Origin of the sequence: Delftia sp. PE138, from assembly GCF_018320755.1 — a bacterium.
Taxonomy (GTDB): domain Bacteria; phylum Pseudomonadota; class Gammaproteobacteria; order Burkholderiales; family Burkholderiaceae_C; genus Comamonas; species Comamonas tsuruhatensis.
Window position 1 is genome coordinate 150,860 of the sequence record NZ_JABEPN010000002.1, and the last position, 26,319, is coordinate 177,178.

The following is a 26,319-nucleotide window of genomic DNA, read 5'->3' on the forward strand; positions in this document are numbered from 1 at the left end:
AATGATGATGGGAATGGGCACGCCCAGAAGAAAAAGCAGTATGGATCGCATGAATGGCCTCCGTTCAATGAATGGTTGGATGGTGTTGACTGCGATGCAAAATCAAATGGCATCGCGTTGGCGGCCACCCCAGGTGGCGCACAGGCTGCCCACAAAGGCGCCCAGCATCAGGGAAACAAACAGCCAGAGCATGGAATGGGCGGTGGCCTTTCGCGTTTCTTCAGCGGCCTGCTTGGCCTTTTGCTTGGCCTCTTCTGCCTTTTGCTCGGCCTGCTTTATCTGCATCTGTACGGAATCAAAGGTGCTTCGCACTTTCTTTTGCGCTTCTTCCACCGGAATATCGGAATTGCGCGCAATCAGCTGGGCCAGATATTGCTCATCGGCCGCAGAAAGCTGGCCGGTGCGCAGCGACTGGGCAAAGATCACGCCGGCCTCCCGCGTGGCGCTGGCCATGTCGGCAGGCGTTGTGCTGCCGGAGGTTGCCGCGGAATTGCGGAACAGGCTGCCGGTCCAGTAGGCCAGGCCCTGGGGCGAGGCATCGGCGCCCGAGGCACCGGCCATGGCTGCGGCACCGCCAGCAGCCGCACCGCCGGCGGCGCCGATCGCGCCACCCACCACGCTGGAGGCGCTGGTGGCCACGGTCTGCGCCGCCTTGAAGGCGCCGGACACCGCACCACCGGCCGCAGCGCCCATCAGGGCCACCATGGCCAGCGTGGCCAGCGCCCAGGACAGAAAGCCGTGGGCCGTGTCGCGGAAGTAGACCTCGTCCGTATGCACGCCTTGCCAGCGGGTGCGCAGCCGCCCGGCCAGGTACCCGCCCACGCCGGCGGAGGCCAGCTGGGTGAAGGCGATCCAGGCCACGGCCGTCCACCCCAGGGCGCCGGCATCCATGCCTTGGCCGGTCCATACCGAGACAGACGACAGGCCCAGGCCCGTGCCCAGAATGAACAGCAGCAGCGACAGCGAGGCCGCCGCCATGGCGCCCGCGAATATCGCCGCCCATGAAACACCGCTGACGGATGTATTGGCCGCAGGGACCACTGGCGCTGCCAGGGGATCGGAATAGGCAATGGACATGGCTGGATTTCCTGGAGTTGAGTGCCCCATTCTTGCCAGCCGAAATAAATGCCACTGTAGGAGGATTGGAAAAGCAGGACTGGCAAACTCAGACGAAAAACGTCATCCTTTGCCAGATGACGGTTTCCAAGGCAATGCGCGGCCTGGATATGGAAAATGATTCCTGCAACCGGTAAAACTTGCGGAATATTTTCCAGGGCGAATGGCTGGATTGTTTCCGGCAGCACGGCGATATGTTTCTGTCTGCTGCCGGTGTTTTCATTGCTGCATCGGGCCTGCCAGACCCGTACGTTCAGGGCTGGCGCACGTCGGCCACGACCTGCTCGCCAAAATCCGCGCGCTGCAGCCAGCCCAGCACCAGGGTGGCGGCCTGCTCGGGCGTGGACAGCTTGCCGCCCTCCTTGAGCTGGGCGAAGTTGCCTGCGTCGGGAAAGGCTGCGGCATCGGCGCTGCGCAGCTGCACCTGCATGTCGGTGTCGATGACGCCGGGCGCCAGCGAGCAGATGCGCGCGCCGTGGGGCTTGAGCGCCTCGTCCAGCGCCAAGCTGCGGCTGAAATGGTCCATGCCGGCCTTGGCCGCGCAGTAGGAGGCCTGCGAGGCAATGGCGCGCCGCCCCAGGCCGGAAGAGATGTTGAGCACCTTGCGCGGCACGGCCGTCCAGCCTTCGGTGGCGGCCAGGAAGGCGGCCGTCAGCAGCATGGGCGCCTCCAGTCCCACGCGCATGGCCTGGGCGATGTCGGCGGGCCGCAGCTGCGACAGCGGCGCGATCTGCGGAATCACGCCCGCGTTGTTGATCAGGGTGACGCTGGCGTAGCGCGTGGCGTCCAGCCCGGCGAGCCATTCGCCCAGCCTGCGGGCCGCTGCCTCGGGCTCGCCCAGGTCCACGCTCCACTGCTGCAGCGGGGCGCCTGCCGTGGCGGCGGCCCGGTTCAGGTCTTCGCTGGTGGAGCGCGACAGCGTGACCAGCTCATGGCCGGCATCGAGCAGTTGCCGGGCCATGGCCAGGCCCATGCCGCGCGAAGCGCCCGTGAGAATCGTCAGGGAAAGAAGAGGCGATGCATTGTTCATGCGGGCGATGGTATCGCTTGTGCCCGTGTTGCCGGTGCTGCCTGCGCGGTCATTGCCCTGGCGGCGACGGGGTCCGAGGGCAGCAGCAGCTCGGCGCTGCGCGCCTGCCGCGTGCGCTCCAGCGCCTGCACGATGCGTTCGCAGGCGCGCTCGGCCGCCTCGCGCAGGCTGGCGCCCTGCAGCCAGTGGCCGGTGAGCGCGGCGCTGAACAAGTCGCCCGTTCCCTTGGGCACCGCATCCACGCGCGCGTGGGTGACCACATGCACGTCCTCGCGCGTGACCAGCGCCACGCGCATGCGCAGTGCATGCTCGCCGCCCAGCTCGGGCGCCGCGCTGGTCACGGCCACCCACTGCGTGCGGCCGGTCAGCAGGCTGCGCGCGGCCTGGACCACATCGTCCATGCCGTGCACAGGGCGCGCGGTCAGCCGTTCCAGCTCGAAATGGTTGGGTGTCAGTCCGTCGGCCAGGGGCAGCAGGTGGCGCTGGTAGGCCTCGACCATGGCGGGGTCCACATAGATGCCGCTGTCGTGGTCGCCGATCACCGGGTCCACCACCACGCGCAGGCCGGGGCGCTGCTGCAGCAGGCCCGCCACCCAGTCCGCCAGCAGCCCGGCCTGGTCCGGCCCGCCCAGGTAGCCGGCCAGCACGGCCTGCAGTTGCCCGAGCGCGCCGCGCGCGCCCAGGTCCTGCAGATAGCCCGCAAACCACTCGGCGGCAATTGCTCCGCCGTGGATGCTGGGATAGTGCGGCGTATTGCTGAACACCACCGTGGGCACGGCCGCCGCCGCCAGTCCCAGGGCCTGCAGCGTGGGCATGGCCACGTTGTTGCCAACGCGGCCGTAGACGACCTGGGACTGCACGGACACCACGTCGATGGCCAGGGGGTGCAGCATGTCTTGGGGGGCGGGGGCGTTCATGGGCGTGGGGGAGCAATGAGAGGCAGGGACGTGTTTTATAACGCCTGCGCCCAGGCCGCAGACCCCACAATCGGCCGCGCAGGACCAGACCACTGTGCGATCTGCGTGTGAAAAGAAAAAGGCCCGCCAAAGGGCGGGCCCGTGGAGCGCTGGGCGCCTGTGCGTTGTCAGGCGCCCAGGTAGGCGCGGCGCACGGCGTCGTTGGTCAGCAGGTTGGCGCCGGTGTCCTCCAGCACCACCTTGCCGGTCTCCAGCACATAGCCGCGGTCGGCGATCTGCAGGGCGCGGTTGGCGTTCTGCTCGACCAGGAAGACCGTGACGCCAGCGGCGCGGATGGTCTGGATGATCTCGAAGATCTGCGCAATGATCAGCGGCGCCAGGCCCAGCGTGGGCTCGTCCAGCAGCAGCAGGCGGGGCTTGCTCATCAGCGCGCGGCCGATGGCCAGCATCTGCTGCTCGCCGCCCGACATGGTGCCGGCGCGCTGGTGGGCGCGCTCGCGCAGGCGCGGGAAGAGGCCGAACACATGTTCGATGCCGGCCTCGATCTGCGGCTTGTCCAGGAAGAATCCGCCCATCTTCAGGTTGTCGGTGACCGTGAGGTCCGAGAAGATGCGCCGCCCTTCTGGCGAGACCGCAATGCCCTTGCGCATGATGTGGTGCGAAGGAAGCTGGGTGATGTCCTCGCCCTCGAACGAGATGCGGCCCGAGCTGGCGCGCGGGTTGCCGCACACCGTCATCAGCAGCGAGGTCTTGCCGGCGCCGTTGGAGCCGATCAGCGAGACGATCTCGCCCTGGTTGACGTGCAGGCTGACGCTGTCGACCGCGCAGATGGCGCCGTAGTGGGTGGAGATGTTCTCCAATTGCAGCATGGCAGGCATCAGGCTTCTCCCAGATAGGCCTTGATGACCCGTTCATCGTTGCGAATGGCATCCGGCAGGCCCATGGCGATGGGCTTGCCGTACTCCATGACCAGGATGCGCTCGGACACGCCCATGACCAGGCCCATGTCGTGCTCGATCAGCAGCACGGCAATGCCGTACTGGCGGCGCAGCTGGTCGATCAGGCCCTGCAGGTCCTTTTTCTCCTGCGGGTTCAGGCCGGCGGCGGGTTCGTCAAGCATGAGCACGCGCGGCTTGGTGATCATGCAGCGCGCGATCTCCAGGCGGCGCTGGTGGCCGTAGGCCAGGTTGCCGGCCTCGCGGTTGACGAACTCGCGCAGGCCCATCACGTCCAGCCAGTGCAGGGCGCTCTCGATCTTTTCCTCTTCGCTGCGGCGGTAGCCCGCCGTGTTGAACAGGCCCGACAGCAGGTTGACGCCGGAGCGGCGGTGTTGTGCCACCAGCAGGTTTTCCAGCACCGTCATGGACTTGAACAGGCGCACGTTCTGGAAGGTGCGCACCACGCCGTGGTTGGCCACGTGGTGGCTGCTGCGCCCCTCGATGGCGCTGCCGTCCAGCGCGATGGAGCCGCTGCTGGGTTGGTAGAAACCGCTGATGCAGTTGAACACCGTGGTCTTGCCGGCGCCGTTGGGGCCGATGATGGCAAACACTTCCTGCGGACGCACGTTGAAGCCCACGTGGTCCACGGCCAGCAGGCCGCCGAAGCGCATGCACAGGTCTTTGACTTCTAGCAAATACTCGCTCATTGCCGGCCCTTGCTGCTATCTGTTGTCCCAAAAATCATGGTGTCGGCATGCCTCATGAGCGCACCTCCACATGGCGACGGCGCATGGGCAGCAGGCCCTGCGGGCGCCAGACCATCATCAGCACCATCACCAGGCCGAAGATCAGCATGCGGTACTCGGAGAACTCGCGCGCCAGCTCGGGCAGCACCGTCAGCAAGATGGCCGCGATGATCACGCCCAGCTGCGAGCCCATGCCGCCCAGCACCACGATGGACAGGATCAGCGCCGACTCGATGAAGGTGAAGGACTCGGGGTTGACGATGCCTTGGCGCGCCGCGAAGAAGGCGCCGCCGAAGCCTGCGAACATGGCGCCCAGCGTGAAGGCCGACAGCTTGATCTTCATGGGGTTCAGGCCCAGCGAGCGGCAGGCGATCTCGTCCTCGCGCAGTGCCTCCCAGGCGCGGCCTATGGGCATGCGCACCAGGCGGTTGGAGATCCACAGCGTGACCACGGCCAGCAGCAGTGCCATCAGGTACAGGAAGATCACCATGTGCAGCGAGCTGAACTCCAGCCCCAGGAACTGGTGGAACGTCGTGCCGCCCTCGGTGGAGGGGGTGCGCGTCATCTCCAGGCCCAGCACCGTGGGCTTGGGGATGCTGGAGATGCCGTCCGGCCCGCCCGTGATGCTGGTCAGGTTGACCAGCAGCAGGCGGATGATCTCGCCAAAGCCCAGGGTCACGATGGCCAGGTAGTCACCGCGCAGCCGCAGCACCGGAAAACCCAGCACGAAGCCGAACATCGCGGCAGCGGCACCGGCCAGCGGCAGCGCTTCCCAGAAGGACCAGCCGGCCCAGTGGAAGAGCAGCGCATAGGTGTAGGCGCCCACGGCGTAGAAGCCCACGAAGCCCAGGTCCAGCAGGCCGGCAAAGCCCACGACGATGTTCAGGCCCAGGCCCAGCATCACGTAGATCATGGCCAGCGTGGCGATGTCCACCGCGTTGCGGCCCGCAAAGAAGGGCCAGGACACGGCGATCAGCAGGGCCGCCAGCATCAGGCCGTTGCGGTGGCTGGGGCGCGCCTGCGGCAGCGAGGGCAGCGAGACCTTGGGCATCTTCGCCGCGATCAGCGGGCGCAGCAGCTGCACCAGGAAGACCAGGGCGCAGGCCCAGGCCACCACCGTCCAGTCGGGGTTGATGATGGTGCGGGTGCCGGCGCGTTCCAGGTGCAGGCCGAAGATGGGCGTGACGACCACGGCCGTCATTACCGTGGCGATCAGGGCGTCGCGCAGGTTCAAAGTGGGTTTGGTTTTCATCAGACCTTCTCCACTTCAGGTTTGCCCAGCAGGCCCGTGGGGCGGAACAGCAGGATCAGCACCAGCAGGCCGAAGGCCACGATGTCCTTGTACTCGGACGAGATGTAGGCTGCCGCAAAGGTCTCGGCCACGCCCAGCAGCACGCCGCCCAGCATGGCGCCGGGGATGGAGCCGATGCCGCCCAGCACCGCGGCCGTGAAGGCCTTGATGCCGGCCAGAAAGCCGATGAACGGGTTGAGCTTGCCCACGGCCAGCGCGATCAGCACCCCGCCCACGGCCGCCAGCATGGCGCCCAGCACGAAGGTGAACGAGATCACGCGGTTGGTGTCGATGCCCAGCAGGCTGGCCATGTGCATGTCCTGGGCGCAGGCGCGCGAGGCGCGGCCCATGCGCGAGTGGCGGATGTACAGCGTCAGCAGCACCATGAGCACGATGGCCACCACGATGATCAGGATGCGCGAGTAGGGCACATAGATCTCGAAGCCGCCTTCGGCACCGAAGCGCAGCGCGCCCGGCAGCAGCGAGGGCACGGCCATGTCGCGCGCACCCTGGCCCAGGGCCACCCAGTTCTGCAGGAAGATGGACATGCCGATGGCCGAGATCAGGGCCACCAGGCGGGGACTGCGGCGCAGCGGCTTGTAGGCCACCTGCTCCACCACCAGGCCATAGACGCCGGTGACGAAGACCGAGACCACCAGCATCAGGCCGATGATGGCCCACACCGGCAGGCCGCTTTGCGTGCCTATGGCCGACAGCGTGACCAGGCCGATGTAGGCCCCGATCATGTAGATGTCGCCGTGGGCGAAGTTGATCATCCCGATGATGCCGTAGACCATCGTGTAGCCGATGGCGATCAGGGCATAGATGGCGCCCAGGGACAGTCCGTTGAACAGCTGCTGTATCAGCTGAGGTAAGAGTTCTGACATGGTGTAATGCCGCCCCAAAACAGGAAAAGGCCTAAAAGGCCAGGATGCAGACGACCGGGACACGCCGAATGCGTGCCCCGGTCAGTCAGACGGAGGGGGATTACTTGGCAGCGACCGACTTGCTGCCGTCCTTGTGCCATTCGAACACCTGGAAGTCGAAGGACTTCAGGTCGCCCTGCTTGTTCCAGCCCACCGAGCCCAGAACGGTCTCGAAGTTGGACTTGTGCAGGTGGTCAGCCACCTTGGCGGGGCTGTCGCCCACGGCCTTGATGCTGTCCAGCAGCACTTGCGTGGCGGCAAATGCGGTCAGCTGGAAGGCGCCCGAAGGATTGCGCTTCTTGTCCTTGAAGGCCTTGACCACGGCGGCGTTCTTGGGGTTGGCCGAGAAGTCTGCGGGCAGGGTCACCAGCATGCCTTCGACGGCGTTGCCGGCGATGGCGTTGACTTCGGGGTTGCCCACGCCTTCGGGGCCCATCATGCGGACCTTCAGGCCCTGCTCGGAAGCCTGGCGCAGCAGCAGGCCCATTTCGGGGTGGTAGCCACCGTAGTAGATGAAGTCCACGCCGGCGCTCTTGAGCTTGGTGATGACGGCGGAGTAGTCGCTGTCGCCGGCGTTGATGCCTTCGAACAGGGCCACTTCCACGCCGGCCTTCTTCAGGTCGTCGCGCACGGAGGATGCAATGCCCTGGCCATACGACTGCTTGTCGTGCAGCACGGCAACCTTCTTGGGCTTGGCCTTTTCCAGGATGAACTTGGCGGCGGCCGGGCCCTGCTGGTCATCGCGGCCGATGGTGCGGAAGATGAAGTGGTAGTTCTTGCCGTCGGTCAGGGCGGGGGACGTCGCCGAGGGGGTCACCACGACCACGCCTTCGTTGTTGTAGATCGGGGCTGCGGCAATCGATGCGCCCGAGCAGACGGGGCCGATCACGTAGCCGATCTTGGCGTTGACCACGCGGTTGGCGGCCACGGGACCTTGCTTGGGTTCGCAGGCGTCATCGACGGACACCAGCTCGATCTTCTTGCCGTTGACGCCGCCGGCCGCATTGGCCATTTCCACGGCGGTGTTCACGCCTTCCTTGACCATGTCGCCATACTGCGTCAGCGGGCCGGTGGTGGGAACCACCATGGCGATCTTGATTTGCGCATGCGCTGTGGAGAACAGGGCGGCGCCAGCCAAACCCAGGGCGGCGACGACGGTGTGCATGCGGAACGGAATGCTCATGAGTACTTCCTTCAACTTTGGGTAAAGCGTTCTGAAAAACGCGGTGGCTCCTGTAGGGGCTAGCCGCGCAAAGAAGCACAGGTTAATCGCCTGGTTACCAATGGCAACAGGGTATCCCGGGGCTGGCGCGGCAACAGGCTTTTCGCTAAGGCTCCCATCGCGGCCTGCGCCGTCGGGCGGGGGCTGTTTTGGCCGAAGAAAACGGCTGATGCCGACGATGCACCCTGACGGTGCTTCATGAAGTCAATATGACCAACTGCAAGAAGGGGAAACACGTACGCTGAATGTTGCATTGCAGCAACGTACGCGGTGGCGATGATTTGCGTGTTCCTGCGATGGATCAGAACGGCGCGGCGGATTCGAAACGCAGCGTCTCGCCAGACAGGGGATGCGCCAGCTCCAGCAGCTGCGCATGCAGCAGCAGGCGCGGCGACAGCGCCTGCACGGCGGCATCGGCATAGAGCGCATCGCCCAGGATGGGATGGCCCAGCGCGGCCATGTGCACGCGCAGCTGGTGGGTGCGTCCCGTCACGGGCTGCAGCTGCACCCGCGTGGTGATTGCATCCCGGACTTCGGTGGCTTGCGCGCCTAGCAGGGCGCGCCACAGGGTCTGGCTGGGCTTGCCCTGCACGGCATCGATGATGCGCAGCGGGCGCCGCTCCCAGTCGGCTGCAATCGGCAGGTCGATGCTCTGCCATGCGCCGGCTTGCCGCGCGGCGGGGCTGCCTGCCACCACGGCCACATAGCGCTTGTGCACGCGGCGCTGCGCAAAGGCCTCGCTCAGCAGGCGCTGGCTGGCCAGGCTGCGCGCCATGATCACCAGGCCCGAGGTGGCCTGGTCCAGCCGGTGCACGACCAGCGCATCGGGCCAGCGCTGCAGGGCGCGGGCGCTCAGGCAGTCCTGCTTGTCTGGGCCGCGCCCGGGCACGCACAGCAGGCCGCTGGGCTTGTCCAGCACCAGCAGTTCGGCATCCTCGTGCAGGCAGATGACGCCTGCGCCGTCACCTGCACTGGCGCCGCCATCGCGTTGCTCAGGGTTCAAGCCGTTCCCCGCTCATTCAGCAGCCTGTGCACCGTGGCGCACAGCTCTTCCACGTCGTTGGGCTTGTGGACCAGGGCCCTGGCGCCTGCAGCCAATGCGGCCTGCTCGATCTCGGTGGTGATGTAGCCCGAGGCCAGCGCGATGGGCAGCTGCGGCTGGATGGACAGGGCCTCATGCACCAGGTCGATGCCGCTGTAGCCGGGCATGTTGTAGTCGGTGACCAGCAGGTCGCAGTCCTGGGGCGCGGCGCGCAGCGCCTCGATGGCCTCGTGCGGATCGGTGAAGCCGCTGACCTGGTAGCCGCGCCGGCGCAGCAGGCGCTGCACCAGAAAGACCAGGGCCTGGTCATCGTCCACGTACATCACATGCTGCTGCGCGGCCTGCGGGTCGGGCAGCAGGGCGAACTGCGGGCCGGTCGGGGTTTCCGCGGCCGCCAGGGGCTCGGGTGCGCTGGGCAGCGCCTGGGCGGCGAGGGGCTCGGCCGGTGCAGAGTCGGCCGGCGTCAGGGGGTCGGCCGGAGGAAAGTACAGCGTGAAGCGGCTGCCCTGGCCGGGGATGCTGTACACGTCCACGGCGCCGCCGTGGTTGCGCATGACACCGTGCACCACGGGCAGGCCCAGGCCCGTTCCCTGGCCCACGGGCTTGGTGGTGAAGAAGGGCTCGAAGATGCGCTGCAGCGTGCGTGCGTCCATGCCGGGGCCGTTGTCCTGCACCGACAGCGCCACATAGCTGACGGGCGGCAGGCCCAGGCGCTCGCACAGGCGCTGGTCCGGGCGCACCAGGTCGGCATCCATCTGGATCAGGCCGCGCCGCTCGCCCAGGGCGTGCATGGCATTGGTGCACAGGTTGAACAGGGCCTGCTCCACCTGCATGGCGTCGGCCAGCATGGGCGGCATCTGCGGCGGCACGTGCACCTGCAGCTCCACGGCGGGCGGCAGGGTCACGCGCAGCAGCCGCGCCGTGTCGCCCATGACCTCGCGCGCCTGCACGGGCTTGCGCTGCGGCGGTTCATTGCGGCTGAACGTCAGGATCTGGCGCACCAGGTCGCGCGCGCGGCGGCCGGCCTTTTCGATCTCCTGCAGGCTTTCGATGGCTGCGGCATTGCCGCCGCAGTCGGCCTTGGCCAGCTCCACATTGCCCAGGATGGCGCCCACGATGTTGTTGAAGTCGTGGGCAATGCCGCCTGCCATGGTGCCCAGGGCCTGCATCTTGTGCGATTCGCGCAGCTGGTCTTCCAGCTCGTTGCGCTGTGCCTCGGCCTTCTTGCGGCTGGTGAGGTCGCGCGCGAACACGGTGGTGGTCTCGCCGCCGCTGTGGTGCTCGAAGGAGACGCTGACCTCGACCGGGATTTCGCGGCCGCTGGCCGTGCGTGCCGTCATCTCGCCCAGCACGGCCTGCGTGGTCAGTGGCGCAAAGGACAGGGCCTGGGCCGCATCGGGCAGGAAACGCTCCAGCGGACTGCCCAGCGCGTCGTGCGGCGGACACAGAAACAGGGCGGCAGCCGTGGGATTGAAGACGGTGATGCGCTGCTCGTGGTCCAGGCAGATGATGGCGTCCAGGGCCGAGTTGATGACCGATTCGAGCCGCCGCTCGCTCAGGAACAGCTGGTGGTTGCGCTGCTGCAGCGCCAGGCGCTCGGCCAGCAGCGGACCCTGGTCGACCACGGCGCACAGGTACTGCGCAATGGGCGGGCCGCTTTGCTGCGGAATGGCGATGCAGGCCACATGCAGGTCGGCGCGCAGCTGGTGCTGCTCGGTGATGTCGAAGCAGACCTCGTGGGCCTCGGTGCGGCCCAGCTCGCGTGCCGCAACGAAGGTCTCGCGCACGCGCTCGGCGTCGTCAGGGTGCACGAAGGGCGCGAAATTGACCAGCAGCCGGTCATGCTCGGTGGGCTGGAAGGCGCTGTGCGCCATGGCGTTGGCCTGCACCACCATGTCGTGCTCGTCCACCACCAGCAGGGGCAGGGGAATGCTGGCAAACAGGGCTTCGAAGCGCTCGGAGGCGCTTTCGGCCACGGCCTGGCTGTAGTCCAGCACGCGGTTCTGGATCTCCAGCTCGCGCTGGTAGTTGCGCAGCTCGGCGACCAGGGCCTGCAGCGGATCGTCTTCGGGCTGGAAGGAGGGGAAACGTTCGACGGGGGGCAGGTCGGCGCCGGGCGCCAGCAAGGCATGCAGGGGCAGGTGCTCGTCGTCGCGAGGCTGGTCGGAAGGGTCTTGGCTGCTCATCGCGTGCTGGCGCTGGGGAAAGCGGCATCTGCCGCACAAATCCTGGTCGCCCGCGCCTGGCGTCCGGCAGATGGACCGGGGCCCGGCGCGGGCAGGGCCGCAGTGTACGCGCGCCGGCCGGGGCGCCACAAGCGCCCCTTTGGGTGGCAGGTGCTTCAGCTCAGGTAAGCGTCGACCGGGATGCAGCTGCAGTAGAGGTTGCGGTCGCCGTAGACGTTGTCCACCCGGCCCACGGGACACCAGTACTTGGACTGGCGCAGGGCAGCCACGGGGTAGGCGGCGGCCTCGCGGCTGTACGGGTGGGTCCATTCCGAAGCCAGCAGGGTCTCGGCCGTGTGCGGCGCGTTCTTGAGCGGGTTGTCGTCCTGGGGCAGGCGGCCCTGCTCGATGGCGCGGATTTCCTCGCGGATGGCGATCATGGCGTCCACGAAGCGGTCTAGCTCGTACAGGCTTTCGCTTTCGGTGGGCTCCACCATCAGCGTGTTGGGCACGGGGAAGGACAGCGTGGGCGCATGGAAGCCGTAGTCGATCAGGCGCTTGGCCACGTCCTCGGCCATGACGCCCGTGCTTTCCTTGAACTGGCGCAGGTCCAGGATGCACTCGTGCGCCACATGGCCGTGCTCGCCCGCGTACAGCGTGGGGTAGTGGTCGCGCAGCCGGGCGCTGATGTAGTTGGCGCTGAGGATGGCGGTCTCGGTGGCCAGGGTCAGGCCCTGGGCGCCCATCATGCGGATGTACATCCAGCTGATGGGCAGCACGGCCGCATTGCCCAGCGGCGCGGCACTGATCGCGCCCGTGCCGCCCGCAAGGCCCGTGGTGGCATGGCCGGGCAGGAAGGGCACGAGATCCTCGACCACGCAGACGGGGCCCACGCCCGGGCCGCCGCCGCCGTGCGGGATGCAGAAGGTCTTGTGCAGGTTCAGGTGGCTGACATCGCCGCCGAAGCTGCCCGGCGCGGCCAGGCCCACCAGGGCGTTCATGTTGGCGCCGTCCACGTAGACGCGGCCGCCGTGGTCATGCACCAGCTTGCACAGCTCCTTGACCTGGGTCTCGAACACGCCGTGCGTGCTGGGGTAGGTGATCATGATGCAGGCCAGGTTGGCACTGTGCTGCTCGCACTTGGCCGCCAGGTCCGCCATGTCGACGTTGCCGTTGGCGTCGCAGGCGGTGACCACCACCTGCATGCCCACCATCTGCGCGCTGGCGGGGTTGGTGCCGTGGGCGCTGCTGGGAATCAGGCAGACGTTGCGGTGCGACTGGCCCCGGCTCGCATGCCAGCCCTTGATGGCCAGCAGGCCCGCGTACTCACCCTGGCTGCCGGCATTGGGCTGCAGGCTGATGCCGGCGTAGCCCGTGGCCTGGCACAGCCAGTCGCGCAGCTGCTTGTCCAGTTCCGCATAGCCCTGCTGCTGGTCGGCCGGGGCAAAGGGGTGCACCTGGGCGAATTCGGGCCAGGTGATGGGAATCATCTCGCTGGTGGCGTTGAGCTTCATGGTGCAGGAGCCCAGCGGGATCATGCTGCGGTCCAGCGCCAGGTCCTTGTCCGACAGCTGGCGGATGTAGCGCAGCATGGCGGTCTCGGAGCGGTGGGTGTTGAACACCGGGTGCGTGAGGAAGGCGCTGCTGCGGCGCAGTCCGTCGGGAATCAGCGGCTCCACGCCCTTTTCGAAGGCGGTGAAGCTGGGCAGGGCCTGGCCGTCCCGGGCGAAGATCTTCCACAGCAGCTCGACATCGGCGCGCGTGGTGGTCTCGTCCAGCGAGATGCACAGGTATTCCTTGAAATACACGCGCAGGTTGGCGCCCAGGGACACGGCACGCTCCACGATGGCCTGGGTGGCCGCGCCCGTGTGCAGGCTCAGCGTGTCGAAGCTGGGCGCCTCGCGCAGCGGCGCGCCCAGCTCGGCCAGGCCGCGCGCCAGGATGGCCGTGTACGAGGCCACGCGGCGGGCGATGCGCTCCAGGCCCTCGGGGCCGTGGTAGACGGCGTACATGCTGGCCACCACGGCGGGCAGCACCTGGGCCGTGCAAATGTTGGAGGTGGCCTTTTCGCGGCGGATGTGCTGCTCGCGCGTCTGCAGTGCCAGGCGGTAGGCGGGCTTGCCGTGCACGTCCACGCTCACACCGACCAGGCGGCCGGGCAGGGAGCGCTTGAACTCGTCGCGGCAGGCCATGAAGGCGGCGTGCGGGCCGCCGGCGCCCATGGGCATGCCAAAGCGCTGGGTGGTGCCCACCACGATGTCGGCTCCCCATTCGCCGGGCGGCGTGATCAGGGTCAGCGCCAGCAGGTCGGTGGCCACGATGAAGGCGGCCTGCTTGCCATGGGCCTTGTCCACGTCGGCGCGCAGATCGTCGATGCGGCCGCTGGTGGCAGGGTACTGGGCCAGCACGGCGAAGTAGTCGCCCTCCATCAGCTGGTTCCATTCCTCCAGCGAGTTGGCCAGCAGCACCTCGATGCCCAGCGGCGCGGCGCGCGTCTGTATCACCTCGATGGTCTGGGGGTGGGCATCGCCGGCCACCACGAAACGGTTGCTCTTGCTTTTGACGGAGCGCTTGGCCAGCGTCATGGCCTCGGCGGCCGCCGTGGCCTCGTCCAGCATGGAGGCGTTGGCAATCGGCATGGCCGTCAGGTCGCAGACCATGGTCTGGAAGTTGACCAGGGCCTCCATGCGGCCTTGCGAGATCTCGGCCTGGTAGGGCGTGTAGGCCGTGTACCAGGCGGGGTTCTCGAGAATGTTGCGCAGGATGACGCCGGGCGTGTGCGTGCCGTAGTAGCCCTGGCCGATGAAGCTTTTGAGCAACTGGTTGCGGCCTGCCAGCGCCTTGAGTTCGGCCAGCGCCTGGGCCTCGGTGGCCGCTGGCGGCAGCGCCATGGGCTGGTGGCGCCGGATGGAGGGCGGGACGATGGCGTCGATCAGCGCATCGCGCGATGCCGCGCCGATGGCGCTGAGCATGTGGGCCTCGTCTTCGGGCGCGATGCCGATATGGCGGGCCACGAATTCGGTGGCGTTCTCGAGGGCGGCAAGGGGCTGGGTGGAGGGCATCAGCATGGAGGGACCTGTCTCAAAAGCTGAAAAGCGCCAGGGCGGGCCCTGGCGCCCGTCCTGGCCGGAAAGTGGCGTCAGTTGCTCTGGGCAAAGGCCGTGTAGGCGGCTTCGTCAAGCAGCGCGGCCAGCTGGCCTGCGTCGCTGAGCTTGACCTTGAAGAACCAGCCTTCGCCCAGCGGGTCGCTGTTGGCCAGGGAGGGGTCGTCGCGCAGGGCCTCGTTGACTTCGACGATCTCGCCGCTGACGGGCATGTAGACATCGGCGGCGGCCTTGACGGACTCGACCACGCCGGCCACATCGCCCTGGTTGAAGCTGGTGCCCACGGCGGGCAGGTCGACGAACACCACGTCGCCCAGCGCATCCTGCGCGTGGAGGGTGATGCCGACGATGGCCGCGTCAGGGTTGGCGGCGTTGATCCACTCGTGGTCCTTGGAATACTGGATGCTCATGGCTTGCTCCGATAGAAACTAAAAAAACCTGTGAAAGGCGGTTTGAGAAAGGTCAGTGCGCACTGTAGCGGCATGCGATGGCAGGAAAAACGAATCCGCCGAACTCCATCCACGCCAAGCGCGCAGGCTGTCCTCAACCGCGGTGATAGCGGGGCGCCACGAAGGGCGTGGCCTGCACCTGCATGGGCACGGCCTTGCCGCGCACCATGGCCTGCAGCGTGGTGCCGACGGCGGCGCTGCCCGGCTCCACGTACGCCAGGGCCACGGGCTGGTTCAGCGTGGGCGACAGCAGGCCGCTGGTGACCTGGCCGACCTTGCGGCCGCCGGCATCCAGCAGTTCCGTGCCTTCGCGCACGGGCACGCGCTCCAGGGCCACCAGGCCCACGCGCTTGCGCGTGAGCAGCTCGGGCGACTGCAGCTGGGCCAGCACGGTGGCTGCGCCGGGAAAGCCGCCTTCGCGCTCGCCCCCGATGCGGCGGACCTTCTGCACGGCCCAGTTCAGGGCGGCCTCGGCCGGGGTGGTGGTCGTGTCCAGATCGTTGCCGTACAGGCACAGGCCGGCTTCCAGGCGCAGCGAATTGCGCGCGCCCAGGCCCACGGGCCTGACTTCGGGCTGGGCCAGCAGGGCACGGGCAAAGGCCTCGGCGTGGCTGGGGGGCAGGGAGATCTCGAAGCCGTCCTCGCCGGTGTAGCCGCTGCGCGTGATGTACAGCTCGGCCCCCTCCCAGTCGAAGTGGCCGCCTGTCATGAACACCAGGCCGGCCGTATCCGGCAGCAGGCGCTCCATCGCGGCTGCGGCCTGCGGGCCCTGCAGCGCCAGCAGGCCCCGGTCGAACTGGGGCTCGATTCCGCAGCGCTGGCCGATGCGGGCCTGGATGTGCGCCAGGTCTTCGTGCTTGCAGGCGCCGTTGACGATCAGGAACAGGTCGTCCTCGCGGCGCACGAACATCAGGTCGTCCAGAATGCCGCCCGCCTCATTGAGCAGCAGGCCGTAGCGCTGGCGGTGTTCGCCCAGTCCCAGCACGTCCATGGGCATCAGCGACTCCAGCGCGGCCCCGGCGTCGGCACCGCGCACGCTGATCTGGCCCATGTGCGAGACATCGAACAGGCCTGCCGCCTCGCGCGTGTGCAGATGCTCGGCCATCAGCCCCTGCGGGTATTGCACGGGCATGGAGTAGCCGGCAAACGGCACCATGCGCGCGCCCAGTTCCTGGTGCAGGTCGAACAGCGGGGTCTTGAGCAGATCGGTGGTGGAGGCAGCGGACAAGGAGGGCTCTCTTTCAGGCAAGGAACAAGGCATAACGCCATCCCGGTCCTCCGGGATGTGCTGCCCTGCTGTCCGCTTTACCTGAGAGATTCACCCGCACCTTCCATGCGTGGGGCTTGCTCCTTCGGTGGATGGGGCACACCGCCGTGCCCTGCATCTCTCTCCAGCTAGGAACGCCTGCGGCCGTGGCGGCAGGCGGTGCCAGTCCTTTTGCCTGAGCGTTCGGGACGAACCCTGCGCCTTCGGCGGTGCCGCTGCCTGCGACCGTTGCGGCCGGGCGGGCACTCTCTCCTGACCGGCGCATTCTAGCTGCGGCCAGCGTCCGCGCGGCTTCGGGATTTCCGCGGGCCGACTGCAACTCCATGCGCTTGCCTGCATGGATGCATTTGCAAATTGCATAACTGTCTAAAAAATCTCCTACATTGAGGTGCATCGATATATGAAATCTCGTGAGCGAGAAGGAAGAAGCGCACATGCAGCAGACGCTGGGAGACACATTGGCCTGGCCGGCACGTTACCTGCCGAACAAGGAAGCCCTGGTCGCGTGGGAGGGCGGCGAGCGCCGCGCCTGGACCTACGCCCAGCTCGATGCCGAAGTCAACCGCCACGCCCACGGCCTGGCCGAGCTGGGCATAGGCCATGGCGACGTGGTCGCGGCCTTTCTCTACAACACGCCGGCCTTTGTTTTCACCATGCTGGCGGCCGCGCGCCTGGGCGCCATCTTCAATCCCATCAACTACCGGCTGGCGGCGCAGGAGCTGGCCTTCATCCTCAAGGACGGCGCAGCGCGCGCCCTTGTGTTCGAGCACGAGGGCGGCGAGGTGGCCGCACGCGCCCAGGCCCTGCTCAAGGCCGAAGGTGGCGGCACTGGCACGGGCATCGAGCACTGGATCTTTGCCGACGATGCCCCGGCCGACCCGCTGCCGGCCTGGGCCACGCAGCGCCTGTCCGCCCTGGCCAGTGGCCGCAGCAGCGCGCCGCCCCAGGCCCATGTGCGCGAGAGCGACCCCTGCATCCTCATGTACACCAGCGGCACCACGGGCCGGCCCAAGGGCGTGCTGCATACGCACCGCAGCAAGCTGGCGCACAACGCCCTCATGCACCAGACCATGCAGTTCACGCGCGACGACGTGGGCCTGGCCATGGCGCCGCTCAACCACACGGCCGAGCTGCACACCAGCTTTTTGCCGCGCCTGCAGGCCGGTGCCACCCAGGTGCTGCTGCGCCGCTTCGACGTGACCGAGGCCTGGCGCCTGATCCGCGAAGAGCGCGTGAGCTTCTTCTTCGCGGCGCCCACCATGGTCACCATGCTGCTGGCCGACCCCATTGCCTCGCCTGAGCAGGCGCCCGCGCTGCGGCTGGTGGAGTACGGCGGCGCCTCCATGGCGCCGCACCTGATCCGCGAATGGACACGCAAGGTCGGCAGCGACCTGGTCCAGGTCTACGGCACCACCGAGATGGGGCCCTGCATGTCCATCCTCCTGCCGCGCGAGCAACTCTCGCACGCGGGCTCGGCCGGGCTGCCCTCCATGGGCCATGACCTCATCGTGGCCCGCTTGCGCGAAGACAACGCCCCCACCGACCCGGCCGAGGCCTGCCTGCCCGGCGAGGTGGGCGAAATCCTCGTGCGCGGCCCCTGCATGATGGCCGGCTACCTCAACCGCCCCGACGCCAACACCCGCGCCCTGGCGCACGGCTGGTACCACACGGGCGACTTGGGCCACATCGACGACGACGGCTACCTCTGGATCCGCGACCGCATCGACTACATGATCAATTCGGGTGCCGAGAACGTCTATCCCCGCGAAGTGGAAGACGCACTGGTCGAACACGCCGATGTGCTCGAGGTCGCCGTCATCGGCGAGGCCGACGAGCGCTGGGGCCAGATCGTCGCCGCCCACGTGGTCGCCAAGCCTGGCGCCACGCCCACGGCCGAGGCGCTGGACGCCTTCCTGGTCCACGGCGACCGCCTGGCCGCCTACAAGCGCCCGCGCCGCTACCACTTCCGCGAGGCCCTGCCCAAGACGGCCAGCGGGAAGATACAGAAGCAGTTGCTGAGGGTGGTGGTGGCAGCCTGAGGCTGCGGCCTGCACTTACTTCTGTGTTTGCCCCTGCGCAGTACAGCACTGCGCCATCGAGTTGCGCAGCCACCGATGCATGGCATCCCCCTGCTTGCGCACATGCCAGGCCTGCTGGTAGGCGAACTCGGGCAGCTCCAGCGGAGGAGTGAAGCGGCGCAGCGTTTTGTGGCGGCGCAGGTCACCGATGGCGCGGCTGCCCACGGTCAGCACGAGGTCGGTGCCTGCCAGCACCTCCAGCGCCGCGCTCCAGTGGGGCAGGGCCAGCACCACGCGGCGGCTCAGGCCTTGGGCGGCCAGCGCCCGTTCGATCTCCTCGCTGGCGTCGGGCCGCATGGCCAGCATGACGTGCGGGCGCTGCAGCCAGTCCTGCAGTGACAGCCCGCCGCGTGCCGGCAGCACGGCCTGGTCGGCCACGCTCACGAACTGTTCCTGGAACAGATCCTGCACCTCGATGCCCTCGGGCAGGTCGGGTACGTCGGGGAAGGGTCCCAGGGCCAGGTCCAGTTCGCCATCGGCCAGCTGGGCCAGCATCACCTCGCGCGTGGACTGGCTGATGGCCAGGTCCAGCCCGGGTGCGTGCTGGCGCAGATGCCGCATCAGCGGCGGCAGCACGATGCGTGATGCGTAGTCCGACAGCGCCAGCCGCAGCCGTCCGCGTGCGTGGGCCGGGTCGAACTCCGCCTGTGCCAGCAAGCCGTTGAGGCTGCCCAGCGCATCCGCCAGCGGTTGCACCAGGCCTTGCGCGCGTGCCGTCAGCGCCATGCGGCCACCGCGCCGCACCAGCAACGGGTCGCCCAGGTGCTCGCGCAGCTGCGCCAGCGAATGGCTCATGGCCGGCTGGCTCTTGTGCAGCCGCAGGGCCGCGCGCGTCACATGTTTTTCGGCCAGCAGGGCGTGCAGGGCCAGCAGCAGGTTGAGGTCGATACGGCGCAGTTCATCCATGCCATGAATATAGACCGTGCATACAAATGATTTCCATCAACGTGCTGGATGCGAGAGCATGCAGGCATCGATTGACAGAAGAAGAAAGGTCTTGCCGCATGACAGGTAAAAGCACATTCACCGCCCTTGCTCCCGTGGCCCTGGCGCTGCTGGCGGGGGCCATGCTGCCATTCCAGGCTGCCAGCAATGCCCTGGTGGGCCGTCTGCTGGGCCACCCGCTGTGGGGCACGCTGGTCTCGCTGGCCGTGAGCGTCATGGTCGTGGTGCCTGCACTGTGGGTGCTGCGCGCGCCCGCTCCGGCCATGGCCCAGGCGGCAGCAGGGCCATGGTGGTTATGGATAGGCGGTGTGCTGGGGGCCATCTATGTGGCCAGCGCGGCCGCCGTCACGCCCAGGCTGGGCGCAGGCGGCTTCCTGGTCTGTGTGGTGGCGGGGCAGATCGTGGTCTCGGTGCTGGTGGACCACTTCGGCCTGATGGGCCTGGGCGCACGGCCGGTCAATGCGACGCGCCTGGCCGGCGTGGCCTTGATCCTGGGTGGCGTGCTGCTGGTGGTGCAGGGCGGGACGGCCCGTGCAGCGGCGGCCCCATGAGCGCCGCGAGCACGCCCTGCTTCACCGGCGAAGGCCCGGCCTTGCCCGCGTCAGGCGGGCATGCCCGGCGGCACGGCGGCCGGCCTTGCCGCTGGCGGACATTCCTGGCAGGCATCTGCCGTGCCGGGCAGGAGCCGGCCCAGCCGGATGACAAAGCAGGCCCCGCCTCCGGCAGCCGGCTGGAAGAACGCGTCGCCTGCGTGCAGCCTGGCGATGCGCCTGACCACGGACAGGCCCAGGCCATGCCCGTTGACGTGCCGGGTGGCGCTTGCGCGTTCATAGGGCTCGAAAACCTGTCTTGCCGCTTCGGGTGCAAGGCCCGGACCCTGGTCGCTGACGGAAATCAGCAGGTCACCGGACGCATCGCAGCGGGCGGCCAGGGTGATGTCGCCCGCCTTGGCATATTTGATGGCGTTGCCGACAAGGTTGGAGATGGCGATGCGCACCAGGACAGGGTCGCATTGCCATTGCTGCGGGCCTTGTTCCAGATCCAGTTTCAGGCGATGCCGCCGGGACCAGCCGACGAGCTCTGCAGACTCCTCCAGGAGTTCATCCAATGGCGTCTGCTCCAGTTGCAGCCGGAACGCGCCCGCGTCCAGCCGGTCGTTGATCAGGCAGGTGTCCACCAGGGTCATCAGCCGGCGCGAAGCCCTGCGTATCTGGGACGCCTGCTCGATGAGGGAGTCCGCATCCGTCGTCGGGAACGTCTGCAGTTCGGTCGCGGCGCCGTCCACGATGGTGAGCGGGGTGCGGAACTCGTGGTTGATCATGTTGAAGAACTGGCGCTGTTCCAGCCGCATCTCCCGCTCGCTGTGCAAGGCCGTCTGCAGGGCCTGCTGGGCCGTTTGCAGCTGTGCGGTGCGCTGCAGCACCTTGGACTCCAGCTCGCGCTCGGCCGCCTGGGCGCGTGACAGGGCCTGCATCCGCTCACTGCGCAGGGCGCGCTCCGCCACCCGCGTGCGGTTGGTCACCGCCATTCCCAGCAGGATGGCCTCGGAAACACGCCCGGCAAACCACAGCATCTGGGCCGATGGCAGCGCGACATCGGGCAGCAGGCCCTGGGTTCTCAGCAGGTTCAGGATGCCCAGGGCGGATGGCACGGCAAACGCCAGCGCGCCCGGCAGGTATTGCCACTGCCTTCGGACCACCAGCAGGTACAGCACGAAGACGGCGCCGAACGATGTGGACACCAGGGCCGTGAACACCACGGCACGCGAGATCTGCGCATAGCCACCCAACAGTGCCAGGCCCAGTGCGATGGCATTCAGCCAGGCCACCACGCTGAAGAGGTGCGCAGCCCAGATCCAATGGCGACGGAACTCGAACAATTGGCTGAAAAACACCGTCGCCACCACACAGAAGCTGCAGTAGGCGATGGACAGCGCATGCTGGGGCTGGTCGGCGCCGGGCAGCCACAGGCCTTCGGGCCGGTAACGGAAAGCAGCGTAGGCAAAACCGGCTGCCAGGAGCGCGGCGCAAAGAATGTAGAGCCTTTCCCTGAGCCAGCACCACAGGATCAGGCTCATCAGCGTGATGGCCAGGGCCGAGCCCATGTACGCGTAAAGCAGCATGGCGGCCGGCGCCATGCTCCTGCCGGGAAAGACCGCGATGCCCTGGGCTGCCTGGGGGTTGGGCAGCCAGCGGGTGAGCAGTGCCAGAAGCGCTGCGGCTGCCAGGGCTTGCGCCAGCCATCGCATTGCAGAATCCGTTGGCCAGTGCCTCCGGCGGCCTTCGGTGGGATTGTCTTGGGTGTGGATCAAGGGGCCGATTGGTTGATGTGGCGAGCGCCCATGCATGCCCGACGTCAGGGTCAGTGCATGGGCGTGCACGTTTGCGGGAGGCATTGTGCACCGGCCGCCGTTGCGGGAAAGCGCTGCCGGGTGTCTGCGGATGCCTGCCGGGTGCCCCAATGCAACAGGCCGCCCCGTTGCGGATAAGCGGGGCGGCCTGTAACGGGTTCCTGAGGGGATCACGCATCCGGGCGCTGGCGGTAGTCGGCGGGGCTGGGTGAATGGTTTTGCTGCGCCGGTAAGCGTGCTCCCATGCAGACAAGTGTGCGCGTTTGGCCCCAGAAAATGCTGCTTTATTTCTTCAAAACAGGCGTTGCTACAGAAAATTATTCTGTGCCTGCCTGTTTTGCAGTAGATTGCCGGACATGGATACCCTCGACAGAAAGATTCTTTCCGCCCTGCAGGCCAACGCGCTCGCCAGCCTGCAGGAAATCGGCGCCGCCGTGGGCCTGAGCGCCTCGCCCTGCTGGGCGCGCATCAAGAAGCTGGAAGAGGCGGGGGTGATCGAGGGCTATACCGTGCGCCTGAACCCGCTGGCGCTGGGCCTGGGCGATACGGTGCTGGTGCAGGTCACGCTGGACAGCCATTCGGACAACACGCTGGAGAAATTCGGCGAGATGCTGGCGACCATTCCCGAGGTGGTGGAGGCGCACCTGGTCTCGGGCGAGTACGACTACCTGCTGCGCGTCGTCGTCAAGGACACGCGCGACTACGAGCGCCTGCTGCGCGAGAAGCTCTACAAGATCAAGGGCATTCGCCACAGCCAGTCCAGCTTTGTGCTGCGCACGCTGAAGAAGGCGGACCTGCCGCTGGGGGTCTGAAGTCCATGCCCTCTGGCCAGGCGCCGCCGCCCGCTCCCTACCGCGAACACTCCCCGCCGCCCGCCTTGCAGCCGCACTTCCAGTGCCTGTGGAGCAGCACCGTGGCCCCGGACTATGCCGGCGGCTTTCTCGTGGTGCCCGATGGCTGCGTGGACATCGTCTGCAAGGGCGGGCAGCTGCTGGCCGTGGGGCCTGACAGGGTGGCTGCGCGGCCTGCGCTCGTGCCGGGGTCCGAGGTATGGGGGGCGCGCTTCGGCCCCGGTGCGGCCAGCGCCTGGCTGGGCCTGCCCATGGACGAGATCGTGGGGCAGGCGGTGGAACTGGGCGATCTGCTGGGGCCGCGCGCGCGCGAGTGGGTGCATCGCATCAACGATGCACAGCCGGGCGCAGGGCAGGCCGTGTTCATCCATGGACTGGTGCAAATGGGCCGCGACGCCCCGGAGCCCGACCGGCAGGCCATGGAGCTGTTCAATGTGGCGGCTGCAGCCGGGCGGGACGAATCCGGTGTGCTGGCCGCGATGCGCGCGCAGCTGGACATGTCCGAGCGCAGCCTGCGCCGCCTGTGCCACGCGCAGTTTGGCTACGGCCCCAAGACGCTGGAGCGCGTGCTGCGCTTTCAGCGCCTGCTGGCCCTGGCACGGTCTGACCGGCAGGCAGGTCTTGCGGCCCTGGCGGCGGAGGCCGGCTATGCGGACCAGGCGCATCTGTCGCGCGAGGTGAGGGCGCTGTGCGGCATCACGCCCCGCGCTGCCCTGCAGCAACTGCTGGATTGAGCGGCCCGGCTGGCCGTTTTGTTCAAGATGCCATGCCCCTGCGTGGCCGATGATGGCGGCCTACCGACATTCAATGGAGCATCACATGGGCATCAGGGGCAACAACCACCAGATCGACAACATCGAATTCAACGTGGCCGACATCGCACGCAGCAAGGCGTTCTACGGCGAGGCCTTCGGCTGGACCTTCACAGACTACGGGCCGAGCTACACCGAGTTCAGCGACGGCCGGCTGACGGGCGGCTTCACCACGGGCGAGGAGGTGCGGCCCGGCGGCCCGCTGGTCATCCTCTACGCCGACGATCTGGCCGAGGCGCAGCGCCGCGTGCAGGCGGCCGGTGCCGTGATCAGCCGCGCGGCGTTCGCGTTCCCGGGTGGCCGCAGGTTCCACTTCACCGATCCGGACGGCTACGAGCTGGCCGTGTGGTCGGCCGATGCCTGAAAGACGACAGCCCGCATCTGCGGGCTGTTTTCATGGGGACTGGGAGGGCGTCAGTCGACGTTGGAGCCCAGCTGCATGTCCTTGTACTGCACGATGTGCGTGCCCTTGACCAGGCGGTAGCCGCCCCAGATCAGCAGGAACAACGGCAGGCCGATATAGGTGGCGACCACGCCGGTCCAGTCGATGCGGTCTGCCATGAAGGCCTCGTAGTTCTGGCCCAGCGTGATCACCATGCACAGCACGAAGGCGAAGATGGGGCCGAACGGGAACCACGATGCACGGTAGGGCAGCCGGTTCAGGTCCAGGCCCTGGGCCTCGTAGCCCTTGCGGAAGCGGTAGTGGCTGATGGCGATGCCCAGCCAGGCGATGAAGCCCGTCATGCCCGACAGATTCAGCAGCCAGATGTAGACCAGCTGGGGGCTGAAGATGTTGGTCAGAAAGCACAGAGCAGCCACGACCGTGGTGGCCAGCAGGGCCATCGTGGGCACGCCGCGCTTGTTGACGTACGAGAACATGCGCGGCGCCATGCGCTGGCAGGCCAGCGTGTAGAGCATGCGCGTGGAGGCGTACATGCCCGAGTTGCCGGCCGACAGCACCGAGGTCAGCACCACGGCGTTCATCACGGCGGCGGCCGACAGCAGGCCCGCGCGCTCGAAGACCAGGGTGAAGGGGCTGACGCTGATGTCGCCCAGGTCGTTCTTGAGCAGTTGCGGATCGGTGTAGGGGATCAGCAGGCTGATGACCAGGATGGCCAGGACGTAGAACAGCAAAATGCGCCAGAACACCTGGCGCACGGCGCGGGGCACGTTCTTGGCGGGGTTCTCGGATTCGCCAGCGGCAATGCCGATCAGCTCCGTGCCCTGGAAGGAAAAGCCCACGATCATGGCCACGCCGATCAGCGCCGAGAAACCGCCTGCAAAGGGCGCATCGCCCTGGCTCCACAGGGCAAAGTTGCCCCAGATGCCTTCAGGCGCGCCGCCCCGCACGATGCCCAGGATCATGAGCACGCCCACGCCGATGAAGAGGATGACGGTGGTCACCTTGATGGCGGCGAACCAGTACTCGGCCTCGCCGAAGCCTTTGACCGAGATGGCGTTGAGGCCGAACATGATGGCCAGGAACAGGGAGCTCCACAGCATGCCGTTGCCGTCGGGGAACCAGTAGGCCATGACCAGCTGGGCGGCCACCAGGTCCACGGCAATGGTGACGGCCCAGTTGTACCAGTAGTTCCAGCCCAGCGCGAAGCCGAAGCCTTCGTCCACATAGCGCGCGCCGTAGGTGGCGAACGAGCCCGAGACGGGCAGGTTCGCGGCCATTTCGCCGAGGCTGGTCATGAGGAAGTAGACCATCAGGCCCACGATCATGTAGGCCAGCAGGGCGCCGCCGGGGCCGGCCTGCGAGATGGTGGCGCCCGAGGCAACGAAGAGGCCGGTGCCGATGGAGCCGCCGATGGCGATCATGGACAGATGCCGCGCCTTGAGTTCGCGCCTGAGTGCGGTGGGAGCGGCGTTCTTGGAGTTGTCTGCTGCCATGGATGTGTCGATGGTTGGATCAGATCCCGCGTGGCCGCTGGCCGGCGCGGGGGCAGGAATGCAAAACAGGTGAAAACAAAAGAGCCGCGCTGTCGCGGCCCCATCAAGGTGCATGCACCACGAAAAGGCGTGATTGTCCGAGAACGCAGCCATCGTGGAAAGGCAGCAGTTTAATCTCCCTTCACCCGCATAAGCCGATCTGAATCAGCACCCACTGTGTGTGCGGCGCCACGCCAGCTCGGCTGGCCGCTGCCGCCTCACCACTGTGTCTGCGCCAGCAGCAGTTGTGCCAGTGCCTTGATGCGCGGCGAAGCCTGGCGCGTGCGCGGGTAGACCAGGGACAGCTCGCGGGCGCGGCCTTCGTGCTGGGGCAGCAGCCGCACCAGCCTGCCCGCCTGCAGGTGCTCGCGCACCGCGAACTCCATGACCTGGGCCACGCCCAGGCCGCCCAGCGAGCCTTCCACCAGCGGATCGCCGCTGTCGAACGTCACGGTCTGCGGCGCCGGCCAGTCCAGCATCTCGCCGTTGCCCGCCAGGAACTGCCAGGGCACGCGCCGGCCCAGGTAGTGGTTGTAGACGGCCATGCAGCTGTGCTGCGCCAGCTCCTGCAGCGTCTGCGGCGTGCCGCGCGCCGCCAGGTAGGCGGGCGAGGCCACGGTCACCCAGCGCAGCGGCGGCAGGGCGCGGGCGATCATGCGGCTGTCTGCCAGCGGGCCGATGCGCACGGCCGCGTCAAAGCCTTCTTCCACCATGTCCACCATGCGGTCGGTGAAGCTGGTGTCGATCTGCAATTGCGGATGCTCGCGCAGCAACTGCCCCAGCAGCGGCACCAGCACGATGCGGCCCAGCATGGACGGCGCCGTCATGCGCAGCACGCCGCTGGGCGCGCAGCGCCGGTCGCTGACCAGCTGGCGCGCCTCCTCCAGCCCGGCGATCAGCGGGGCGCAGCGGTCCACCAGCGCGCAGCCGTCTGGCGTGAGCGACACGCTGCGCGTATTGCGGTGCAGCAGCCGCGTGCCCAGGTCTTTCTCCAGCTGCGCCACGGCGCGCGATATGCGGGACTGGCTGGTGCCCAGCAGGCTTGCCGCCTGGGTGAAGCTGCGGCTTTCGGCCACCTTGATGAGCAATTGAACGGCGTTGAGGTCCATGGCGATGGCAAGTTTGATTGATTCGA

General features: G+C 67.6%; 22 protein-coding genes and 2 riboswitches. Of the genes, 5 read left to right on the plus strand and 17 right to left on the minus strand.

What is annotated here, in order from left to right:
* Nucleotides 1-102: 102 nt before the first annotated feature.
* The 13 genes from HFGMBDPB_RS09615 to gcvT form a co-directional block, all read right to left on the minus strand.
* Nucleotides 103-1,077, minus strand: coding sequence for a hypothetical protein (locus HFGMBDPB_RS09615; RefSeq protein ID WP_016451500.1), 975 nt, complete (start codon nt 1,075-1,077; stop codon nt 103-105).
* Nucleotides 1,078-1,369: 292 nt separating this feature from the next.
* Nucleotides 1,370-2,146, minus strand: coding sequence for an SDR family NAD(P)-dependent oxidoreductase (locus tag HFGMBDPB_RS09620; protein ID WP_212645313.1), 777 nt, complete (start codon nt 2,144-2,146; stop codon nt 1,370-1,372).
* Nucleotides 2,143-3,063: a pyridoxine/pyridoxal/pyridoxamine kinase gene (pdxK, locus tag HFGMBDPB_RS09625; protein ID WP_212645314.1), complete on the minus strand. Its 921-nt coding sequence runs from the start codon at nt 3,061-3,063 to the stop codon at nt 2,143-2,145. Before pdxK ends, HFGMBDPB_RS09620 begins: the two co-directional genes overlap by 4 nt.
* Before the next feature lie 167 nt (nt 3,064-3,230).
* Nucleotides 3,231-3,932, minus strand: a complete 702-nt coding sequence (locus HFGMBDPB_RS09630; protein ID WP_026062223.1) for an ABC transporter ATP-binding protein — start codon at nt 3,930-3,932, stop codon at nt 3,231-3,233.
* An 8-nt stretch (nt 3,933-3,940) separates the two neighbouring features.
* Nucleotides 3,941-4,708, minus strand: coding sequence for a high-affinity branched-chain amino acid ABC transporter ATP-binding protein LivG (livG, locus tag HFGMBDPB_RS09635; RefSeq protein ID WP_016446336.1), 768 nt, complete (start codon nt 4,706-4,708; stop codon nt 3,941-3,943).
* Nucleotides 4,709-4,760: 52 nt separating this feature from the next.
* Nucleotides 4,761-5,999: a high-affinity branched-chain amino acid ABC transporter permease LivM gene (locus HFGMBDPB_RS09640; protein ID WP_016451503.1), complete on the minus strand. Its 1,239-nt coding sequence runs from the start codon at nt 5,997-5,999 to the stop codon at nt 4,761-4,763.
* On the minus strand, nt 5,999-6,925 hold the full coding sequence (gene livH / locus HFGMBDPB_RS09645) for a high-affinity branched-chain amino acid ABC transporter permease LivH (RefSeq protein ID WP_016446334.1): 927 nt from the start codon (nt 6,923-6,925) through the stop codon (nt 5,999-6,001). The genes HFGMBDPB_RS09640 and livH overlap by 1 nt, the downstream gene beginning before the upstream one ends.
* Before the next feature lie 100 nt (nt 6,926-7,025).
* Nucleotides 7,026-8,147 carry a branched-chain amino acid ABC transporter substrate-binding protein gene (locus HFGMBDPB_RS09650; protein ID WP_016446333.1) on the minus strand — a complete coding sequence of 374 codons (1,122 nt, stop codon included), beginning with the start codon at nt 8,145-8,147 and terminating at the stop codon, nt 7,026-7,028.
* A 340-nt stretch (nt 8,148-8,487) separates the two neighbouring features.
* Nucleotides 8,488-9,189, minus strand: coding sequence for an RluA family pseudouridine synthase (locus HFGMBDPB_RS09655; RefSeq protein ID WP_126312575.1), 702 nt, complete (start codon nt 9,187-9,189; stop codon nt 8,488-8,490).
* Nucleotides 9,186-11,414, minus strand: coding sequence for a PAS domain-containing hybrid sensor histidine kinase/response regulator (locus HFGMBDPB_RS09660; RefSeq protein ID WP_017404836.1), 2,229 nt, complete (start codon nt 11,412-11,414; stop codon nt 9,186-9,188). The genes HFGMBDPB_RS09655 and HFGMBDPB_RS09660 overlap by 4 nt, the downstream gene beginning before the upstream one ends.
* Nucleotides 11,415-11,569: 155 nt before the next feature.
* Nucleotides 11,570-14,461: an aminomethyl-transferring glycine dehydrogenase gene (gene gcvP, locus HFGMBDPB_RS09665; protein WP_126312576.1), complete on the minus strand. Its 2,892-nt coding sequence runs from the start codon at nt 14,459-14,461 to the stop codon at nt 11,570-11,572.
* A gap of 71 nt (nt 14,462-14,532) precedes the next feature.
* Complete coding sequence (gcvH, locus tag HFGMBDPB_RS09670) at nt 14,533-14,907, minus strand: glycine cleavage system protein GcvH (RefSeq protein ID WP_012206130.1); 375 nt, start codon at nt 14,905-14,907, stop codon at nt 14,533-14,535.
* 133 nt (nt 14,908-15,040) lie between these two features.
* Nucleotides 15,041-16,174, minus strand: coding sequence for a glycine cleavage system aminomethyltransferase GcvT (gcvT, locus tag HFGMBDPB_RS09675; protein WP_502757463.1), 1,134 nt, complete (start codon nt 16,172-16,174; stop codon nt 15,041-15,043).
* A 58-nt stretch (nt 16,175-16,232) separates the two neighbouring features.
* Nucleotides 16,233-16,351: riboswitch (glycine riboswitch) on the minus strand.
* A 15-nt stretch (nt 16,352-16,366) separates the two neighbouring features.
* Nucleotides 16,367-16,478: riboswitch (glycine riboswitch) on the minus strand.
* A gap of 169 nt (nt 16,479-16,647) precedes the next feature.
* Between gcvT and HFGMBDPB_RS09680 the strand changes: the two genes are divergently transcribed.
* Nucleotides 16,648-18,252, plus strand: coding sequence for a fatty acid--CoA ligase (locus tag HFGMBDPB_RS09680; protein WP_047217052.1), 1,605 nt, complete (start codon nt 16,648-16,650; stop codon nt 18,250-18,252).
* 15 nt (nt 18,253-18,267) lie between these two features.
* Here HFGMBDPB_RS09680 and HFGMBDPB_RS09685 read toward each other — a convergent pair whose 3' ends face one another.
* A complete protein-coding gene (locus HFGMBDPB_RS09685; RefSeq protein ID WP_016446327.1) occupies nt 18,268-19,197 on the minus strand; it encodes a LysR family transcriptional regulator in 930 nt (309 codons plus the stop codon).
* A gap of 98 nt (nt 19,198-19,295) precedes the next feature.
* Here HFGMBDPB_RS09685 and HFGMBDPB_RS09690 point away from each other — a divergent pair, with 98 nt between their 5' ends.
* A complete protein-coding gene (locus tag HFGMBDPB_RS09690) occupies nt 19,296-19,787 on the plus strand; it encodes a DMT family transporter (RefSeq protein ID WP_212645316.1) in 492 nt (163 codons plus the stop codon).
* A 50-nt stretch (nt 19,788-19,837) separates the two neighbouring features.
* Here the strand turns inward: HFGMBDPB_RS09690 and HFGMBDPB_RS09695 are convergent, their stop codons facing one another.
* A complete protein-coding gene (locus tag HFGMBDPB_RS09695; RefSeq protein ID WP_212645317.1) occupies nt 19,838-21,484 on the minus strand; it encodes a sensor histidine kinase in 1,647 nt (548 codons plus the stop codon).
* A 458-nt stretch (nt 21,485-21,942) separates the two neighbouring features.
* On the opposite strand from HFGMBDPB_RS09695, the gene HFGMBDPB_RS09700 reads away from it, so the two are divergent.
* The 3 genes from HFGMBDPB_RS09700 (at nt 21,943) to HFGMBDPB_RS09710 (ending at nt 23,613) form a co-directional block, all read left to right on the plus strand.
* Nucleotides 21,943-22,398 (plus strand): Lrp/AsnC family transcriptional regulator, encoded by a 456-nt coding sequence (locus HFGMBDPB_RS09700; protein WP_212645318.1) that lies wholly within the window; start codon nt 21,943-21,945, stop codon nt 22,396-22,398.
* 5 nt (nt 22,399-22,403) lie between these two features.
* Complete coding sequence (locus tag HFGMBDPB_RS09705; protein WP_212645319.1) at nt 22,404-23,171, plus strand: helix-turn-helix domain-containing protein; 768 nt, start codon at nt 22,404-22,406, stop codon at nt 23,169-23,171.
* 85 nt (nt 23,172-23,256) lie between these two features.
* Entirely contained in the window at nt 23,257-23,613 is a 357-nt protein-coding gene (locus HFGMBDPB_RS09710) for a VOC family protein (RefSeq protein ID WP_016451512.1), read from the plus strand.
* Nucleotides 23,614-23,663: 50 nt separating this feature from the next.
* On the opposite strand, the gene HFGMBDPB_RS09715 is transcribed toward HFGMBDPB_RS09710, so the two are convergent.
* Together HFGMBDPB_RS09715 and HFGMBDPB_RS09720 are read right to left on the minus strand one after the other, a co-directional pair.
* On the minus strand, nt 23,664-25,145 hold the full coding sequence (locus tag HFGMBDPB_RS09715) for an amino acid permease (protein ID WP_047327479.1): 1,482 nt from the start codon (nt 25,143-25,145) through the stop codon (nt 23,664-23,666).
* Between the two features lie 257 nt (nt 25,146-25,402).
* A complete protein-coding gene (locus HFGMBDPB_RS09720) occupies nt 25,403-26,293 on the minus strand; it encodes a LysR family transcriptional regulator (RefSeq protein WP_016446320.1) in 891 nt (296 codons plus the stop codon).
* Between the last annotated feature and the right edge of the window lie 26 nt (nt 26,294-26,319).

Coding starts and splice junctions, on each gene's coding strand:
- HFGMBDPB_RS09690 (WP_212645316.1), top strand. CDS start 19,296: ATGACAGGTAAAAGCACATTCACCGCCCTTGCTCCCGTGGCCCTGGCG.
- HFGMBDPB_RS09615 (WP_016451500.1), bottom strand. CDS start 1,077: ATGTCCATTGCCTATTCCGATCCCCTGGCAGCGCCAGTGGTCCCTGCG.
- HFGMBDPB_RS09660 (WP_017404836.1), bottom strand. CDS start 11,414: ATGAGCAGCCAAGACCCTTCCGACCAGCCTCGCGACGACGAGCACCTG.
- HFGMBDPB_RS09630 (WP_026062223.1), bottom strand. CDS start 3,932: ATGCTGCAATTGGAGAACATCTCCACCCACTACGGCGCCATCTGCGCG.
- HFGMBDPB_RS09620 (WP_212645313.1), bottom strand. CDS start 2,146: ATGAACAATGCATCGCCTCTTCTTTCCCTGACGATTCTCACGGGCGCT.
- gcvP (WP_126312576.1), bottom strand. CDS start 14,461: ATGCTGATGCCCTCCACCCAGCCCCTTGCCGCCCTCGAGAACGCCACC.
- HFGMBDPB_RS09705 (WP_212645319.1), top strand. CDS start 22,404: ATGCCCTCTGGCCAGGCGCCGCCGCCCGCTCCCTACCGCGAACACTCC.
- livH (WP_016446334.1), bottom strand. CDS start 6,925: ATGTCAGAACTCTTACCTCAGCTGATACAGCAGCTGTTCAACGGACTG.
- HFGMBDPB_RS09695 (WP_212645317.1), bottom strand. CDS start 21,484: ATGCGATGGCTGGCGCAAGCCCTGGCAGCCGCAGCGCTTCTGGCACTG.
- HFGMBDPB_RS09650 (WP_016446333.1), bottom strand. CDS start 8,147: ATGAGCATTCCGTTCCGCATGCACACCGTCGTCGCCGCCCTGGGTTTG.
- HFGMBDPB_RS09685 (WP_016446327.1), bottom strand. CDS start 19,197: ATGGATGAACTGCGCCGTATCGACCTCAACCTGCTGCTGGCCCTGCAC.
- HFGMBDPB_RS09710 (WP_016451512.1), top strand. CDS start 23,257: ATGGGCATCAGGGGCAACAACCACCAGATCGACAACATCGAATTCAAC.
- livG (WP_016446336.1), bottom strand. CDS start 4,708: ATGAGCGAGTATTTGCTAGAAGTCAAAGACCTGTGCATGCGCTTCGGC.
- HFGMBDPB_RS09640 (WP_016451503.1), bottom strand. CDS start 5,999: ATGAAAACCAAACCCACTTTGAACCTGCGCGACGCCCTGATCGCCACG.
- HFGMBDPB_RS09715 (WP_047327479.1), bottom strand. CDS start 25,145: ATGGCAGCAGACAACTCCAAGAACGCCGCTCCCACCGCACTCAGGCGC.
- gcvH (WP_012206130.1), bottom strand. CDS start 14,907: ATGAGCATCCAGTATTCCAAGGACCACGAGTGGATCAACGCCGCCAAC.
- pdxK (WP_212645314.1), bottom strand. CDS start 3,063: ATGAACGCCCCCGCCCCCCAAGACATGCTGCACCCCCTGGCCATCGAC.
- HFGMBDPB_RS09700 (WP_212645318.1), top strand. CDS start 21,943: ATGGATACCCTCGACAGAAAGATTCTTTCCGCCCTGCAGGCCAACGCG.
- HFGMBDPB_RS09720 (WP_016446320.1), bottom strand. CDS start 26,293: ATGGACCTCAACGCCGTTCAATTGCTCATCAAGGTGGCCGAAAGCCGC.
- HFGMBDPB_RS09680 (WP_047217052.1), top strand. CDS start 16,648: ATGCAGCAGACGCTGGGAGACACATTGGCCTGGCCGGCACGTTACCTG.